The 15,744-nt window shown below is 72.0% G+C and carries 18 protein-coding genes; 13 read left to right on the top strand and 5 right to left on the bottom strand.

Going from position 1 to position 15,744, the window contains the following annotated elements; genetic code table 11:
- Positions 1-33: 33 nt before the first annotated feature.
- The 10 genes from map (at position 34) to truA (ending at position 6,334) form a co-directional block, all read left to right on the top strand.
- Positions 34-810 (top strand): type I methionyl aminopeptidase, encoded by a 777-nt coding sequence (map, locus tag J2S66_RS25990; protein WP_310309940.1) that lies wholly within the window; start codon positions 34-36, stop codon positions 808-810.
- 85 nt (positions 811-895) lie between these two features.
- Positions 896-1,348: a DUF1707 SHOCT-like domain-containing protein gene (locus tag J2S66_RS25985; RefSeq protein ID WP_310309939.1), complete on the top strand. Its 453-nt coding sequence runs from the start codon at positions 896-898 to the stop codon at positions 1,346-1,348.
- Positions 1,349-1,569: 221 nt separating this feature from the next.
- Positions 1,570-1,791: a translation initiation factor IF-1 gene (gene infA / locus J2S66_RS25980; protein WP_005166804.1), complete on the top strand. Its 222-nt coding sequence runs from the start codon at positions 1,570-1,572 to the stop codon at positions 1,789-1,791.
- Between the two features lie 53 nt (positions 1,792-1,844).
- A complete protein-coding gene (gene rpmJ, locus J2S66_RS25975) occupies positions 1,845-1,958 on the top strand; it encodes a 50S ribosomal protein L36 (RefSeq protein ID WP_010148647.1) in 114 nt (37 codons plus the stop codon).
- A 242-nt stretch (positions 1,959-2,200) separates the two neighbouring features.
- Complete coding sequence (gene rpsM / locus J2S66_RS25970; RefSeq protein ID WP_233825465.1) at positions 2,201-2,581, top strand: 30S ribosomal protein S13; 381 nt, start codon at positions 2,201-2,203, stop codon at positions 2,579-2,581.
- Between the two features lie 33 nt (positions 2,582-2,614).
- A complete protein-coding gene (rpsK, locus tag J2S66_RS25965) occupies positions 2,615-3,022 on the top strand; it encodes a 30S ribosomal protein S11 (RefSeq protein ID WP_015105236.1) in 408 nt (135 codons plus the stop codon).
- A gap of 23 nt (positions 3,023-3,045) precedes the next feature.
- Positions 3,046-3,651 (top strand): 30S ribosomal protein S4, encoded by a 606-nt coding sequence (rpsD, locus tag J2S66_RS25960; protein WP_306743626.1) that lies wholly within the window; start codon positions 3,046-3,048, stop codon positions 3,649-3,651.
- Between the two features lie 148 nt (positions 3,652-3,799).
- Complete coding sequence (locus tag J2S66_RS25955) at positions 3,800-4,852, top strand: DNA-directed RNA polymerase subunit alpha (protein WP_310309938.1); 1,053 nt, start codon at positions 3,800-3,802, stop codon at positions 4,850-4,852.
- Between the two features lie 58 nt (positions 4,853-4,910).
- Positions 4,911-5,483 (top strand): 50S ribosomal protein L17, encoded by a 573-nt coding sequence (gene rplQ, locus J2S66_RS25950; RefSeq protein ID WP_306743624.1) that lies wholly within the window; start codon positions 4,911-4,913, stop codon positions 5,481-5,483.
- A gap of 59 nt (positions 5,484-5,542) precedes the next feature.
- Complete coding sequence (truA, locus tag J2S66_RS25945) at positions 5,543-6,334, top strand: tRNA pseudouridine(38-40) synthase TruA (protein ID WP_310309937.1); 792 nt, start codon at positions 5,543-5,545, stop codon at positions 6,332-6,334.
- Here the strand turns inward: truA and J2S66_RS25940 are convergent.
- The 4 genes from J2S66_RS25940 to eccE all read right to left on the bottom strand — a co-directional run bounded on the left by J2S66_RS25940 (position 6,321) and on the right by eccE (position 10,944).
- Positions 6,321-6,917: a Uma2 family endonuclease gene (locus J2S66_RS25940; RefSeq protein ID WP_310309936.1), complete on the bottom strand. Its 597-nt coding sequence runs from the start codon at positions 6,915-6,917 to the stop codon at positions 6,321-6,323. The two genes, truA and J2S66_RS25940, sit on opposite strands and share 14 nt — an antisense overlap.
- Positions 6,918-7,036: 119 nt before the next feature.
- Positions 7,037-8,599, bottom strand: a complete 1,563-nt coding sequence (locus J2S66_RS25935) for a S8 family peptidase (RefSeq protein WP_310309935.1) — start codon at positions 8,597-8,599, stop codon at positions 7,037-7,039.
- Positions 8,600-8,851: 252 nt separating this feature from the next.
- Complete coding sequence (locus tag J2S66_RS25930) at positions 8,852-9,505, bottom strand: hypothetical protein (protein ID WP_310315087.1); 654 nt, start codon at positions 9,503-9,505, stop codon at positions 8,852-8,854.
- Positions 9,506-9,570: 65 nt separating this feature from the next.
- On the bottom strand, positions 9,571-10,944 hold the full coding sequence (gene eccE / locus J2S66_RS25925; RefSeq protein ID WP_374726131.1) for a type VII secretion protein EccE: 1,374 nt from the start codon (positions 10,942-10,944) through the stop codon (positions 9,571-9,573).
- Between the two features lie 128 nt (positions 10,945-11,072).
- Here eccE and eccB point away from each other — a divergent pair, with 128 nt between their 5' ends.
- From eccB to J2S66_RS25910, 3 genes are read left to right on the top strand one after another with little or no spacing between them, the layout of a single operon-like run.
- On the top strand, positions 11,073-12,710 hold the full coding sequence (gene eccB, locus J2S66_RS25920) for a type VII secretion protein EccB (protein WP_310309934.1): 1,638 nt from the start codon (positions 11,073-11,075) through the stop codon (positions 12,708-12,710).
- Positions 12,711-12,768: 58 nt separating this feature from the next.
- Positions 12,769-13,134, top strand: coding sequence for a hypothetical protein (locus J2S66_RS25915; protein ID WP_310309933.1), 366 nt, complete (start codon positions 12,769-12,771; stop codon positions 13,132-13,134).
- Positions 13,134-14,219, top strand: coding sequence for a WXG100 family type VII secretion target (locus J2S66_RS25910; protein ID WP_310309932.1), 1,086 nt, complete (start codon positions 13,134-13,136; stop codon positions 14,217-14,219). Before J2S66_RS25915 ends, J2S66_RS25910 begins: the two co-directional genes overlap by 1 nt.
- Positions 14,220-14,303: 84 nt before the next feature.
- On the opposite strand, the gene mycP is transcribed toward J2S66_RS25910, so the two are convergent.
- Positions 14,304-15,737: a type VII secretion-associated serine protease mycosin gene (gene mycP / locus J2S66_RS25905; protein ID WP_310309931.1), complete on the bottom strand. Its 1,434-nt coding sequence runs from the start codon at positions 15,735-15,737 to the stop codon at positions 14,304-14,306.
- Positions 15,738-15,744: the final 7 nt, after the last annotated feature.

Raw genomic sequence — 15,744 nt, 5'->3', positions numbered from 1 at the left:
GCCCTGCGCCGCGTGCTCCCCGGTCGTGACCGCATGATCGAGATCAAGAGCCGCGGCCAGCTGGAGGCCATGCGGGCCGCCGGGCTGGTCGTGGCGCGCACCCTGGCGCTGCTGACCGCGCACACCAAGGCCGGGGTCAGCACCGCCGAGCTGGACGAGCTGGCGGAGCAGAGCATCCGGGACGCCGGGGCGGTCCCGTCGTTCAAGGGCTACCACGGCTTCCCGGCGTCGATCTGCGCGTCGGTGAACGAGCAGGTGGTCCACGGCATCCCGGCGCGGACGCAGGTCCTCGCCGAGGGCGACCTGATCTCGATCGACTGCGGCGCCATCCTCGACGGCTGGCACGGCGACTCGGCCGTCACGCTCGCGGTGGGCGCGGTGAGCGACGCCGAGCTGAAGCTGTCCGAGGCCACCAGGCGGTCGATGGAGGCGGGCATCGCCGCCGCCGTGCCCGGCAACAAGCTGAGCGACATCTCGTTCGCCATCGAGTCGGCCACGATCCTGGCGGGCGAGGAGCACGGGATCGAGTACGGCATCGTGGACGGCTACGGCGGTCACGGCATCGGCACCAAGATGCACATGGACCCCTTCCTGCCGAACCACGGCAAGCCCGGCAAGGGCCCGAGGCTGAAGGTCGGCATGGCCATCGCCATCGAGCCGATGCTGACGCTGGGCAGCGAGAGCACGGTGGAGCTGGACGACGGCTGGACCGTCGTGACGGCCGACGGCTCCCGCGCGGCGCACTGGGAGCACTCCATCGCCGTCACGGACGACGGCCCCTGGGTGCTGACCGCCCCCGACGAGGGCTGACCGGTGGGCGCGCGACCCGCGCCCACCGAACCTCCCGGGGGACGGCCCCCTTCTGCCCCGTCGCCCGCCGCGCCACCATGGTTGCGTGACGCAGCCGCCCGTGCGCCCCGGCGACCTCCGCGCCTCCGACGCCGACCGCGAACTGGTCCAGGACTGGCTCCGCCGCGCCCACGCGGACGGCAGCCTCGACCTGGAGGAGTTCGACGCCCGCGTGGTCCACGCCTGGCAGGCCAGGACGCGCGGCGACCTGGCCGCCCTGACGGCCGACCTCCCGCAGGTGCCCACCCCGCTCCTGCCCACCCCGCTCGCGCCGCCCGCCGCCCCGCCGCCCCTCCCGCCTCGGCGGCAGTCCGGTGTCGGCCGGACGGTGCTCCGGGTGCTCACCACGCTCTGGCTGAGCGTGAGCGCGGTGAACCTGGTGGTCTGGTTCCTGGTCAGCGTGCTGGGCGGGAACGGCGTCGCGTACCCGTGGTTCCTGTGGGTGGCGCTGGTCCCGGGCTCGGTCCTCGGCTCGGTGTGGCTGACCACCCGCAGGTGACCTGACCTGCGACGAAGCGCGTCGGAGGTCTTCGACGGCGCTCGATTTGGGCACGGGCGCGGACGCGCGTAGTATGGAGCGGTGGCGCATACGTCGCGCCGGTTCCGCCATGCCTGGGGTTCGCCCCGGCGGGCAGGGTTCGTCAAGGGCCTTACCGCGGAGTCGGGGCAGCGCGTGCCCGCACTCCGAAGAAACACCCACCGTCACGAAACGCGGAGGACATGGGCAAGAAGGACGGGGCCATTGAGGTCGAGGGCCGCGTAGTAGAACCGCTCCCCAACGCGATGTTCCGCGTCGAGCTGGAGAACGGTCACAAGGTCCTGGCACACATCAGCGGCAAGATGCGTCAGCACTACATCCGCATCCTCCCTGAGGACCGGGTTGTCGTGGAGCTCTCGCCCTACGACCTGTCCCGCGGGCGCATCGTCTACCGCTACAAGTGACCTCCGGCGCGCTCAAGCAGGGGCGCGCCGGCTGACGCAGGAGAAGCTCAGGCGTGAAGGTCCAGCCGAGCGTCAAGAAGATCTGCGACAAGTGCAAGGTGATCCGCCGCCACGGCCGGGTCATGGTCATCTGCGAGAACCTGCGCCACAAGCAGCGCCAGGGCTGACCAGAGCCAACCGGCACTAGTCGAGTCTTCAGGGACGCGACCAGCAAGCAAGCCTCCTCGCACCTGTCGGGGACGCGCGCGGGCGCACCACCACCCGCACGTCCCCTGGCACACCCCCGGACTCCAGGCCGGGGCCGGGACACCCGGTCGTGAGAGCGACCGGACACTGGCACAGCGAGTCAGTCCCGGGACCGGGCGAGGAGCAGACCTGGAGCGACACCACTGTTAGGAGCAAGCGCCGCATGGCACGACTCGCTGGCGTCGACCTCCCCCGCGAAAAGCGGTTGGAGATCGCGCTGACCTACATCTTCGGCATCGGTCGCACGCGGTCCAAGGAAGTGCTGACCGCCACCGAGCTGTCCCCCGACCTCCGGGTCAAGGACCTCGGCGACACCGACCTGGCGAAGCTGCGGGACTACATCGAGAACAACTTCAAGGTCGAGGGTGACCTCCGCCGCGAGGTTCAGGCCGACATCCGCCGCAAGATGGAAATCGGCACCTACCAGGGTCTGCGCCACCGTCGCAACCTGCCCGTCCGCGGGCAGCGCACCAAGACGAACGCGCGCACCCGCAAGGGTCCGAAGAAGACCGTGGCGGGCAAGAAGAAGGCCGGCAAGAAGTAACACCTCGCGTACTACGTAGGAGATCACCCAGAGATGCCACCCAAGTCCCGCACGGGCGCCGGGGTCAAGAAGGTCCGGCGCAAGGAAAAGAAGAACGTCTCGCACGGCCAGGCCCACATCAAGAGCACGTTCAACAACACCATCGTGTCCATCACGGACCCGCTGGGCAACGTGATCAGCTGGGCTTCCGCCGGCCACGTCGGCTTCAAGGGCTCGCGCAAGTCGACGCCCTTCGCCGCGCAGATGGCCGCGGAGAACGCCGCGCGCAAGGCCGCCGAGCACGGCATGCGCAAGGTGGACGTGTTCGTGAAGGGTCCCGGCTCCGGCCGCGAGACCGCGATCCGTTCGCTGCAGGCCGCCGGTCTCGAGGTCGGCACCATCCAGGACGTGACCCCGCAGCCCCACAACGGCTGCCGCCCGCCCAAGCGGCGCCGGGTCTGAGGCACGGGGAGGAGTAAGACACCATGGCTCGTTACACCGGACCGGCCACGCGCATCTCGCGTCGCCTCAAGGTCGACCTCGTCGGTGGGGACCAGGCGTTCGAACGCCGTCCCTACCCGCCCGGCCAGCACGGCCGCGGTCGCATCAAGGAGTCGGAGTACCTGCTCCAGCTCCAGGAGAAGCAGAAGGCCCGCTACACGTACGGCGTGCTGGAGAAGCAGTTCGTCCGCTACTACAAGGAAGCGGTCCGCCGCACCGGCAAGACCGGTGAGAACCTGCTGCAGATCCTGGAGTCCCGCCTGGACAACGTGGTGTACCGCGCCGGTCTCGCGCGCACCCGTCGCCAGGCCCGCCAGCTGGTCAGCCACGGCCACTTCCTGGTCAACGGCCAGAAGGTGAACATCCCCAGCTACCAGGTGTCGAAGTTCGACATCATCGACGTGAAGCCGAAGTCGCTGCCCACGCTGCCCTTCGAGGCCGCGCGTGCGTCGTTCGGCGACCGGCCGATCCCGGCGTGGCTCCAGGTCGTGCAGTCCAACCTGCGCATCCTGGTCCACCAGCTGCCGGAGCGGGCGCAGATCGACACGCCCGTCACCGAGCAGCTGATCGTCGAGCTCTACTCGAAGTGATCCTCCTGGAGGGGCCTCTCGCGAGGCCCCTCCAGTCGGGTCCCGCGACGGCACGGAATGGTGTGCCGCACGCGTTCGCCGGTCTCCGCGACCGGCATCCCACGGCGTCAAATAGCGGGCGTCGGGGTAGTAGAAGAGGAAGAACCCAGTGCTGATTTCCCAGCGCCCCTCGCTCAGCGAGGAAGCGGTCAACGAGACCCGCTCCCGGTTCGTCATCGAGCCGCTGGAGCCGGGCTTCGGTTACACCCTCGGCAACTCCATCCGCCGCACCCTGCTGTCGTCCATCCCCGGCGCGGCCGTGACCAGCATCCGCATCGACGGCGTGCTGCACGAGTTCACGACCGTGCCCGGTGTGAAGGAGGACGTCACCGACGTCATCCTCAACCTCAAGGAGCTGGTCGTCAGCTCCGAGGAGGACGAGCCGGTGACCATGTACCTGCGCAAGCAGGGGCCGGGTGCGGTGACCGCCGGCGACATCGTGCCCCCGGCCGGTGTCACCGTGCACAACCCCGACCTGCACATCGCCACCCTGAACGGCAAGGGCAAGCTGGAGATCGAGCTCGTGGTCGAGCGCGGTCGCGGCTACGTCCCCGCCGTGCAGAACAAGCAGGCCGGTGCCGAGATCGGCCGCATCCCCGTCGACTCGATCTACTCGCCCGTCATGAAGGTGACCTACAAGGTCGAGGCCACCCGTGTCGAGCAGCGGACCGACTTCGACAAGCTGATCCTCGACGTGGAGACCAAGCCCTCCATCACGCCGCGCGACGCCGTCGCGTCCGCGGGCAAGACGCTGGTGGAGCTGTTCGGCCTCGCGCGCGAGCTGAACGTCGACGCCGAGGGCATCGAGATCGGACCGTCGCCCGCCGAGGCCGACACCATCGCGGCGTTCGCGATGCCGATCGAGGACCTGGACCTCACCGTCCGGTCGTACAACTGCCTCAAGCGCGAGGGCATCCACACGGTGGGCGAGCTGGTCTCGCGCAGCGAGGCGGACCTGCTGGACATCCGCAACTTCGGCGCCAAGTCGATCGACGAGGTCAAGATGAAGCTCGTCGGCCTCGGCCTCGCGCTGAAGGACAGCCCCCCTGGGTTCGACCCGTCGGCCGCCGCGTCCGACTACCCCGCCGAAGGCTGGGGCGCGGACACGACCGTGGACTCCCACGACGACGGCCAGGACTACGCGGAGACCGAGCAGCTCTGAAGGCCGCTAGCGGCCGGCCCGGAGCAGAGGATCAGGAAGAAATCCGAGGAGCAATTCGATGCCCACCCCCACCAAGGGACCGCGTCTCGGGGGCTCGCCGGCCCACGAGCGGCTGATGCTGGCCAACCTGGCCACGTCCCTGTTCACGCACGGTCGGATCACGACGACCGAGGCCAAGGCGAAGCGGCTGCGCCCGTACGCCGAGAAGCTGATCAGCAAGGCGAAGGTCGGCGACCTGCACAACCGTCGCGAGATCCTCAAGGTCATCCGTGACAAGGACATCGTGCACAAGCTGTTCGCCGAGATCGGCCCGCAGTTCGCCGAGCGCGCCGGCGGTTACACCCGCATCACCAAGACGCTGCCGCGCAAGGGCGACAACGCCCCCATGGCCGTGATCGAGCTGGTCGCGGAGCAGACCGTCACCTCCGAGGCGGAGCGCGCCCGCAAGACGAAGTTCGCCAAGGACCAGGCCCCCAAGGCGGCTCCGGCCGCCGAGGAGACCAAGGCCGACGAGGTGGAGGACCAGGACGCCGAGGCGCCCGAGTCCGCCACCAAGGACGCGACCGAGGAGCCCGCCGAGGGCGCCGACGACGAGTCCGCCGAGCCGCAGGCGAAGAAGGACGAGTCCTGACGGACGAGCACTTCACCGACGAGCCCGTCGCCCCCACCGGGGGTGACGGGCTCGTTCGCGTGCGCCTGGACCTGGCGTACGACGGCACGGACTTCTCCGGGTGGGCGCGGCAGCCCGGGCGGCGCACGGTGTGCGGGGTGCTGGAGGACACGACGTCCACGGTGCTGCGGCACGACGTCTCGCTGACCGTGGCGGGGAGGACGGACGCCGGCGTGCACGCGGCGGGCCAGGTGGCGCACGCCGACCTGCCGTCGTCGGTGGACGTCGCCGCCCTGCCCAAGCGCCTGGCCCGGGCCCTGCCGCCGGACGTGCGGGTGTTCTCGGCGCGGGTGGTGCCCGCCGCTTTCGACGCCCGGTTCGCGGCGCTGAGGCGGCACTACGAGTACCGGGTGACCGACGCCCCGTCCGGCGCGCACCCGCTGCGGAGGCTGGACACCCTGTCCTGGCCCCGCCCGCTGGACCTGGGCGCGTTGAACGATGCGTCGGCGCTGCTGCTGGGGGAGCGGGACTTCTGCGCCTTCTGCCGACGTCGCGAGGGTGCGACGACCATCCGCGAGCTCCAGCGGCTGGTGTGGGAGCGCGAGGGGGACGTGCTGACGGCGTTCGTGTCGGCGGACGCGTTCTGCCACTCGATGGTGCGCAGCCTGGTGGGCGCGCTGCTGGCCGTGGGGGAGGGGCGGAAGCCGGTGGGCTGGCCCGCGTCGCTGCTGTCGCTGACCTCCAGGTCGAGCGCGGTCACCGTGGCCCCGCCGCACGGCCTGTCGCTCGTCCGGGTGGACTACCCGGCGGACGACGAACTGGCCGCGCGCGCGGCGGTGACGCGCAACGTCCGGGTGGTCACCAGTCCATGATGTCGTCCAGGTCCACGGTGACGGGGATCGGCGATGCGGTGACGGTCGCCGGACCACCGGGGCGTACCACGTTCTCGACGACGTAGCGATCTCGTTCGAGCCGGTGCGCGACCAGTCTCGGGTCGTCCTCCTCGAACACCGCCCACATGAAGGGCACACCCGCAGCCGCGTACGCGGCCATTTTGGTCTCGCGCTCCTCGCGGGTGTTTCCCGGCGACCACAGCTCCACGGCCACCACCAGGGCGTGCGCGGGGTAGCTCGTCCCCCGCTGCTTGCGGTCGACGATCACGACGTCCGGTATCAGCCCGGTGCGGATCGCGGAGGAGATCTTGACGTTCACCGCCTGCACGGCGAACAGGTCCTCGCGGCCGGACGCGGCAATGGCGCTGCGGAGCAGCACCGCCAACTCCAGGGAGGCGAACTGGTGCTCGTTGGACGCTGCGGGAGACACGTGGAGGTATCCAAAGATCAGCTCGGTGCGAGCGCCGTCCTCCGCGGGGGGCAGGGCCAGCCACTCGTCGACGGTGTGCGGGCCGACCGGGTGCTGCAGAGCTGCGGACATCTCCACCTCCAGGATCGACATGAGTATGACCATGCCACCGCCCTCGTGGGGCTTGCGAGTCCCTGACCAGGTGAAACGGGAGCGGCCCCGGACCGGTGGTACCGGTTCGGGGCCGCTTGGCCGCTACTGCGCCGCTGGTCTCAGAGGTCGAGGGTCCAGCTGTCGATGTACCCGGTGTCCTGGCTGTACGCGTCGCGCACGCGCAGGTTCCACGTGCCGTTGGCGTTCTCCGCCGACAGGTTCACCGCGTAGGTGGCGTTGACGTCGTCCGCGCCGTCCGTGCCCGACTGCACCTTGAGCTGCTTGACCGCGCCGCTCGGCGTCACCAGGTCGATCACCACGTCGCCGCGGTACGAGTGCTTGACGTGCACCTCGACCCGGGAGGTGGCGGACGCCTTGCCGGCGCAGCCGGCCACGACGATCGGGCTGGACGCGGTGCCCAGGTCCGGGACGGCGACGTCGGCGTCGTTGGTCTTCGCCTCGCAGCCGCCGGGCGGCTGGACGACGTCGCCGACGACGCGGAGCAGCTTGTTCGGCGAACCGGTGCGCGGGTCGGTGACGACGCCGTTGGTGGCGCCGTTCACCAGCGCGTCGCGGACCTGCTGCGGGGTCGCGGTGGGGTTGGCGGCCAGGTAGACGGCGGCCGCGCCGACGACGTGCGGGGTCGCCATGGACGTGCCCGAGATGGTGTTGGTGGCCGTGTCGTTGGTGTGCCAGGCCGAGGTGATCGACGTGCCCGGCGCGAAGATGTCCAGGCAGGTGCCGACGTTCGAGAACGACGACCGGGCGTCGGTGCTGGTCGTGGAGCCGACCGTGATCGCCTCCGCGGTGCGCGCCGGGGTGAAGTTGCACGCGTCCGCGCCGTTGCTGTTGCCCGCGGCGACGCCGTAGGTCACGCCCGAGGCGATGGAGTTGCGCACGGCCTGGTCGACCGTGGCGTCCGCGCCGCCACCGAGGGACATGTTGGCCACGGCCGGCTTGACCGCGTTCGCGGTGACCCAGTCGATGCCGGCGATGACGCCCGCGTAGGTGCCGGAGCCGGCGCAGTTGAGCACCCGGACGCCGACCAGCTTGGCCTTCTTGGCCACGCCGTGGGCCGTGCCCGCGACGGTGCCCGCGACGTGCGTGCCGTGGCCGTTGCAGTCGCTGGAGTCGTCGTCGTTGTCGACGGTGTCGCGGCCGCTGGTGGCGCGGCCGGCGAAGTCGCCGTGGGAGGAGCGGATGCCCGTGTCGATGATGTAGGCGGTGACGCCCTCGCCCTCGTTCGGGTACGTGTAGGAGTTGTCCAGCGGCAGCGCGGCCTGGTCGACCCGGTCCAGGCCCCACGACGGGGTCGGCGCCTGCGTGCCCGCGATGGTGACCACCGCGTCCTGCTGGACGTAGGACACCGACGGGTCGGCGGCCAGTTCGCGCGCCCGCGCCTCGGTCATCGTCGCCGAGAAGCCGCGCAGCGCCGACGTGTACGTGTGCTTCACGTCGGCCCGGTACTTGGCGCCGAGCGCGCTCGCGCTGCTCGTGCCCACGTCCTTGAGCACGACGATGTAGCTGTCCTTGACCGCGTTCGGCGCGCCGAGGCCGCGGATGTCGCCCTCGGCGGCGACGGCGGTGAAGGTGGTCAGCGCGGCGGTGACCGCGAACACCGTGCCCGTGGCCAGCCCGACACCGGCCGGCCGTCTCGTCCAGGACGTGCGAACGTCTCCCATGGGCGGGGTCTCCTCTTCACAGGGTGTGTGTTCGGACGGTGTCGCCCCCGATACCGTCCGAACACGGTGAAGTCGTTCCTAGTTCTCCCGCGGGTGGGCGCGCAAGGAATTGCGCGGAACAGCCGACAAATGGCTCCTCCACAGTTTTATTCGCGCTGTGAACGAATTGCTGCGGAGAGTGACTGGACGGAAGTGCGAAAATATGCCCCCCGGACCGGTGGTCCGAGGGGCGCGGCGGTGTCCGGGGACGGGTCAGTCGCCGCGGCGGACAGCACCCAGGATCTGCTGCTCACCGGGGGTGGTGACCAGTCGCAGGGGGCGCCACAGGTTCGTGCCGAGGGCGATGACCTGGTCGTCCTTGAGCGTGGTCAGCTGGTGCGCCATCTGGGGCGGCAACCGCCAGATCTGCGACGCCAACTGCGCCTGGCCGAGCGGCAACCGCTGGAGCAGCACCAGGTCCGCGGAATTCGCGGTGTTCGCCGCCTGCGGGTGCAAATAGGGCAGAACGTACATCGTCGTCTGCCACGGGGACCGCGGCGGGAACAGCTCCTGCGGCACGTGGCCGCCGTCGTGCACGACCAGCAGCGGGCTGTCCTCCGACGGCCGCGGCAGCTCCACCGGGCTGAGCCGGCGCAGCTGCACCAGCGGCGAGGGGCGGCCGTCCGCGCCCGCGCCCGCCGCCCGCACCACCGGCTGCCAGGCCGCCGGGCGGCCCGTCGCGATGGTGATCCAGGCGCCCGTCGCCATGGCGCGCAACGCGATCTGGCGGGCCAGGTAGAGCCCGCCCACGACGACCATGCGGGTCGGCGCGGACCGCAGCACGGAGATCGTCAGCGGCTCGCCCTGCAACCCGGAGCCGAGCACCATGCCGCCGCGGTCGCCCGACGGGCTCACCACGTCCAGCATCTGCGGCGACACCAGGAACTCCGGCGCGACGCCCCGGCCGTGCGAGTCCAACAGGCGCGCGTTCGTCACGCCACACCTCCCAGCGGCAGCGTCGCCGCCAGGCCGGAGACCTGGAGGCCGTTCAACGGGGTCAGCGTGATGTCGAGCTTGTCCGCCAGCGCCTTGAGCTTGTCGTCCGCGCGGTCCAGCTCGGACGGCGTCCGCGCGCTCACCCGCACCAGGCCGCGCAGGCCGACCTGACCCTGCTCGCTGCTCGGCGAGATCGTCATCGACAGCGTGGACGACAGCGCCCGCACGCCGGTCAGCGCGTTGAGGTTGTTGCGCATGCCCTTCGACGGCCAGCCGGTGATGGCGTAGCTCGCGTGGCCCACGCCGCCCGCCGTCACGCCCTTCCACTTCTCGCGCAGCGCCACGGGGTTGTTCGAGCCCGCCACCGACGTCAGCTCGGCCGCGGAGATGCCCGCCCGGATCAGCTCGTCGGAGTCGAGGGGGCGGATCGACACGCCCGCCGACTCCAGCGCGTTGCGCACCCGGGACAGCGCGCCGATCAGCGCGCGGTGGGCGCCCACGACGCCGCCGCCGCGCTCCTTGATGGCCGCCGCGCACCGCCGCGGGTCGAGCCGCACGGCGATCCACGTGGTGCGCCGGGCCGCCGCGGGCAGCGGGCCGAGCACCTCCAGGTACGAGTTGAGCGCGGGCGAGTTCGCGGGCAGGGCGGCGCTGCCGGGGTAGCAGTGCCAGATCACCGAGATCGAGTCCAGCACCACGCCGCGGTCCTCCAGCGTGGGCGCCAGCGCGCCCAGCGGCAGCGACGGCGCGCTGCCCACCGCGGTGATCAGGCCCGGCGCCGGGTCGACCAGCAGCACGGCGGTCCACGCGCCCTGGTGCCACGCCATGCCCAGCGGGCGGCGCTCGTGGTCCACGCCCTTGGCGATCACCAGGTCCGGCACCGCGAGGCGCAGCAGCGCCACCCTCGGGTCCTCCGGGCCGATGACCGAGTTCTCCTCCTCCGACGGCGGCTTCATCTCCACCGGGCCGCTGCGCTTGGCGGCGCGCGTGTGCGAGCGGAAGTTGTAGCGCACGACGAGGTTGATCCACTGCGTCAGCCAGCGGCCCCGGGACCGGGTGAACGCGAGGACGAGCGCGACGAGCACCACGCCTGCCGCGATGTACATCGGGACGGGTTCGACGCCGTCACCGGTGGCGCCGACGGCCAGCAGGACCAGGCCGATCGCGACACCGACCTCCAGCACGACCAGGTTGGCGACCGGCAGTGCGCCCAGGCTCGAACCGGCGGTGCGGCGACGGGCCTTCAGCAGGGCGGCGCGCACGGCGTTGCCGGCGGCCTGCGGACGTGCCCCCGCGGGGGTGGGCGGGCCGCCCGGGCGGGGAGCCGCGCCCACGGGTGGTGTGCCCGGAGGCGGAGTAGTGACCGACATCCGATCTGGTTCTCTTTCCGTCGGCGTGCGCCGGGTGGACCGACCGGGTTCACCAACCCGCACACGGACCACCCGCCGTCCGGCTATCGTGCAGACCGTACCGCGACTGGGAGAGCAGCGAGCCGAGAATGGCATCAACACCCACCACCAAGTCACAGGTCCAGGCCTACCGCTTCGTGCTGCGCAGGATGCAGTCCGCCCTGGTGCGCAGGGACGCGGTGATGCTGCACGACCCGATGCGCACGCACTCGCGCGCGACCGCGGTGGGGGTCCTCCTCGGCGTCATCGGCCTGATCGGCTTCCTGATCTTCGGCTTCTTCTCGCCGGACCCGCAGGTGACCGACGACACGCAGATCGCCATCTCCAAGGAGACCGGCCAGGTCTACGTGGTGCGCGGCGGCTCGCCCCGCACGCTGATCCCGATGACCAACCTCGCCTCCGCGCGGCTGCTGCTGCTCCAGCAGCAGAACCCGGACAGCGGCACCGAGGCCCAGGCCGGCGGTGACGCCGCGGCCGGCGCGGTCAACCAGGCCCCCCAGGTCGCGGGCGGCGAGCCGAAGCTGGTCACCGAGAAGGCCCTGTCCAAGCTGGCGAAGGGCCGGCTGACGGGCATCCCGGACGGTCCCGACGTGCTGCCCGCCCCGGCCGACCGGATCGGCTCGGACTGGTCGGTGTGCGACACGCTGACGCTGGACGAGTCCCTGAACGACCCCACGGCGAACAACAGGTTCACCACCACCGTGCTCGCGGGCTACAGCGGCGGTGGCGAGCTGCTCGACGGCAACCGGGCGCTGCTGGTGCGCGCGGCCACCGACGACAAGCAGGCGTACCTGATCTACAAGGCGCCGGTGAACTCGAAGGTGACCTCGACCTCCACCGTTCGGGCCAAGGTCGACCTGGGTGACGCGAAGGTCCTCACCGCGCTCAACCTGAACCAGAAGAAGCCGCGCATCATCAGCTCCGGCCTGCTCAACGCCATCCCCGAGGCCAAGCCGCTGGTGGCGCCCGAGATCGACGGCCGCGGCCAGGCCGTGACCTACGTCCAGGGCGAGAACCTCAAGGTCGGCGACGTGATCGAGGTCGCGCGCACCGGCGCGGACCCGGTCTTCTACGTCACGCTCCGGGACGGCCTCCAGGAGATCAGCAAGGCGGCCGGCGACCTCATCCGCTCCGCCTACGCGCAGGGCGCCGACCCGAAGCGCGTCGACATCGCTCGGATCAACAGCGCGAAGACGACCAAGCAGCTCGACTTCGACGACTACCCGACCGAGGTGCCGGACACGCTGGAGGCCAACCAGAACAACCGCGTCGTGTGCCTCGGCTGGCAGGCCCAGAACGTGGGCTCGGACAACAAGTCGCAGCACACCAAGGTGACCATCGCGCCGTCGCTGCCGGTCCCGTCGGGCGTCGTGCCGGTGACGATCAACCAGGTCGGCGCCACCGGCGAGGTCGTGAGCCAGTTCGTGATGGCGCCCGGCAAGGCCGCCGTGGTGCGCAGCGCGACGTCCACCCAGGACTTCACGAGCGGCCCGATCCACCTGATCACCGGCCGCGGCGTGAAGTACGGCGTGCCGGACGTGACCACGGCCGCCGCGCTCGGCCTCGGCGCGGACGGCTTCACGCCCGGACCCGAGTCGATCCTGCGGCTGCTGCCCAACGGGCCGCAGCTCAACCGCAACGACGCCGCGCGCAGCTGGGACTCCATCCCGGTGCCCAAGGACAACGGGCTGCTCCCGGAGGAGCAGGCGAAGAAGCAGGGCGGCTGACCCCTCCGGCGGAACCGGCGCGGGCCGGCCGCCGTCACAGGGCTCAGGAGGTGCGGTGGTGCACGAGGTCCCACGCGGCGCGGTGGCGTCGACGAGCGCCGGTCGGGTGTCGGTCGACCCGCGCTGGCTGGAGCTGTACGCGGAGCGCGTCGACGAGGCGGCCGGTGAGCTGGCGCGGGCCCGCGCGGAGCTGCGCGACGCGCCGGTGCGGCCGCGGAGCTTCGGCGAGCTGGGCCGGACCCTGCGCAGCGCCGAGTCCTACGCCCGCGCGGCCGGGCTGCTCCAGCGGCAGCTGGACCGGGCGTGCGAGGTGCTCACCGCCGCCGCCGGGGGCCTGCACGACGTGGCCGAGCACTACGGAACCCAGGACGAGGACGCCGTCGCGCTGATCAAGGGCGCCGAGCGGCACGGGGCGGGTGGCTGATGCGCGCCGGGGACGGTGGGCGGATCGCCGCCGAGGTGGGCGCGGAACTCGACTACCTCTCCGGGATCAGCCGCAGGCTCGGCGTGCGCGACCTGGTCGCCGACTACTTCGCGCCCGTCCTGGGCGACTGGGAGGACCTGCACGACGAGGCCGGGCGCTGGCGCAGGGCGGGGCTCGTCGCCGAGCACGTGACGCGCGACCTGACCGGCCCGCTGGGCAAGCTCGACTCGGCGTGGCAGGGGCGGGACGCCGACGCGTTCGTCGACCACATGCGCCAGGTCGGCCTGGCCGGGCACGACATGTCCGACGCCATGCACGCCATGGGCGAGGCGCTGGACGGGACCGCCGAGGGCGTCCGGGGCATCGTCGAGGACATGTCGCGGGTGTTCGCCGAGGCGGCCGAGGCGGTGTCCGGCGCGGCGGCGCTGCCGCTGGACGGCGACCGGCGCGTCGTGGAGGTCCTGGACGACCTGCACGACCCCGTCAAGGAGCTGCACGAGTCGGTGCGCGACGTGCTGGAGGCGTTCCTGCGGCTGTGCGACGGGGTGTCCGGTTCGGACGACTTCGCCGACGTGGTGATGGAGCACCGCTACCCCGAGCGGGACTGGACGTGGGCCGAGCCCGCGACCCCGCCGACCGCGTCCCCGCCGACCGCCGAGCCCGCGGCCCCGCCGACGGGGCGGCCCCCGGGCGCCCCGGAGCCCGCCGCGGCCTCCGGTGGCGGCGGGTCCCCGACCGGTGGTGGCGGCGGGGGTGTGCCGGGCGGTGGCGTTCCCGGTGGCGTTCCCGGTGGGGGCGCCCCGGAGCAGATGTCGCCGGGTGGCTCCACCGCGGTCTCCGAGCCGGGGCCCGCCGAACCGGCGGCCAGGCCCGCCGCCGCGGCGGCCCCGGGCGGCCCGGCGGGCCCCGGTGGCGGGACCGGCGCCGGGGTGGTGGGCGGCGGCATGATGGGCGCCACGGGCGGTGCGGGCGGCCAGCAGGGCGGCGACAAGGAGCACCGGGCGAAGGTGCGGCTCGCCGGGTCCACCGAGCAGCTGTTCGGCAAGCCCAAGAAGTCCGCGCCGTCGGTGCTCGGCGAGGACTGACCGACACCTCGAACGCGGGAAGGGCCGCCCCCGGTGTCCGGGAGGCGGCCCTTCGCGGTGATCCGGTCTCGTGACCCGGCGGGGTCAGAGCGCCGAGCGCCTCACCGGGACGGCGGCACGCCGGGCGCGGTTGCGGTTGACCGTGTGCACGATGAACAGCGTCAGCAGCAGCAGGCCCACGCCCGTGCCGGTCCCGGCCAGCGCCACGATCATCGGCGTGCTGTCCGGCGGGTTGAGCGGGTCGAGGGTCGTCATCAGCTGGGTCGGCGTGGCCGACATGGCGGAACCGGACTCGCCGGGCAGCTCGGCGGTCAGCGCGGCGACCGGGTTGATCATGCCGTAGCCGACCTTGTGGTCGCGCCCGCTCGGGTTGCCGGGGTGCTGGGCGGTGGCCTTGATCCGCTCCATCACCTGGCGCGCCTTCAGGTCCGGGAACCGCTCGCGCACCAGGGCCGCCACGCCCGCCACGTACGGCGAGGCGAAGCTGGTGCCCTGGATGCGGGACAGCTGGCCGCTCTGCGGGTTGGTCTTCGCGTCGGTCAGGCCCTTGCCCGCCGGGTCGAGGGTCACGATGTCCTCGCCGGGCGCGGCCACGCTGATCCACGGGCCCCACACCGAGAACGACGACACCGCGCCGTTCTCGCTCATCGAGGCCACCGCCAGCACGTCGTCCGCGTACCACGGCGGCGAGGCGACCACGTTGACGTTCTGGGGGTTCTGGTTGTCGTTCTGCCCCTGGCAGCCGCTGTCCTGGGCGATGTTGCCCGCCGCGGTGACGATGACGACGTCCTTCTCGTCCACCGCCCACTTGATCGCGGCCTGCAGCTCGCGCTCGCCGGTGCTCGGCTCGCTCGGCGGGGCGCACGCGGTCAGCGAGATGTTGATGACCTTCGCGCCGTCCGACGCGGCCACCACGATGGCCTTCGCCAGCGTGTCGACCTTGCCGGCGGACGCCCGGCTGTCGACCTTGGCCGGGTCCTCGAACTTGTAGTGGTCGCTGGTCTGCCGGATCGCCATCACCTTGGCGTCCGGCGCCGCGCCGACGAACCCGGTGGCGTCGTCCCGGCTGGCCGCCGCGACGCCCGCGACCTCGGTGCCGTGGCCGTCGCAGTCGAAGACGCCCCGCCGCTCGGTCTCGACGTAGTCGCCGCCGGGGACGACCCGGCCCGCCAGGCGCGGGTGGTCCGCGTTGACGCCCGTGTCGATGATCGCCAGCACCACGTCCTTGCCGGTGGCGAAGCGGTGCGCCTCCTCCAGGCGCAGCTGCATCTGCCCCCACGGCTTGTTGGGGATGGCGCGGTCGCCCGTGCCGGACGTGATGCACTGCGTCGACTGCTTGTAGTCGACGTCTTCCTGGGGGTTGGCGCGCGGTCGCAGGTACTTGGCCAGGTCGGCCGGCGGCGGCTGGGAGTTCGGCCGGGTCGGCGGGGCCGTCGAGGCGGGTTGCGCGTGCACGCCGGGCGCGGTGGCCAGCGTGACGGCCACCGCGGTCAGCGCGGCGAGCTTGCGGATGCGCATCGGTTCC

Origin of the sequence: Saccharothrix longispora (assembly GCF_031455225.1) — a bacterium.
Taxonomy (GTDB): Bacteria; Actinomycetota; Actinomycetes; order Mycobacteriales; family Pseudonocardiaceae; genus Actinosynnema; species Actinosynnema longispora.
This window is presented reverse-complemented; position numbering and strand designations above follow the sequence as displayed.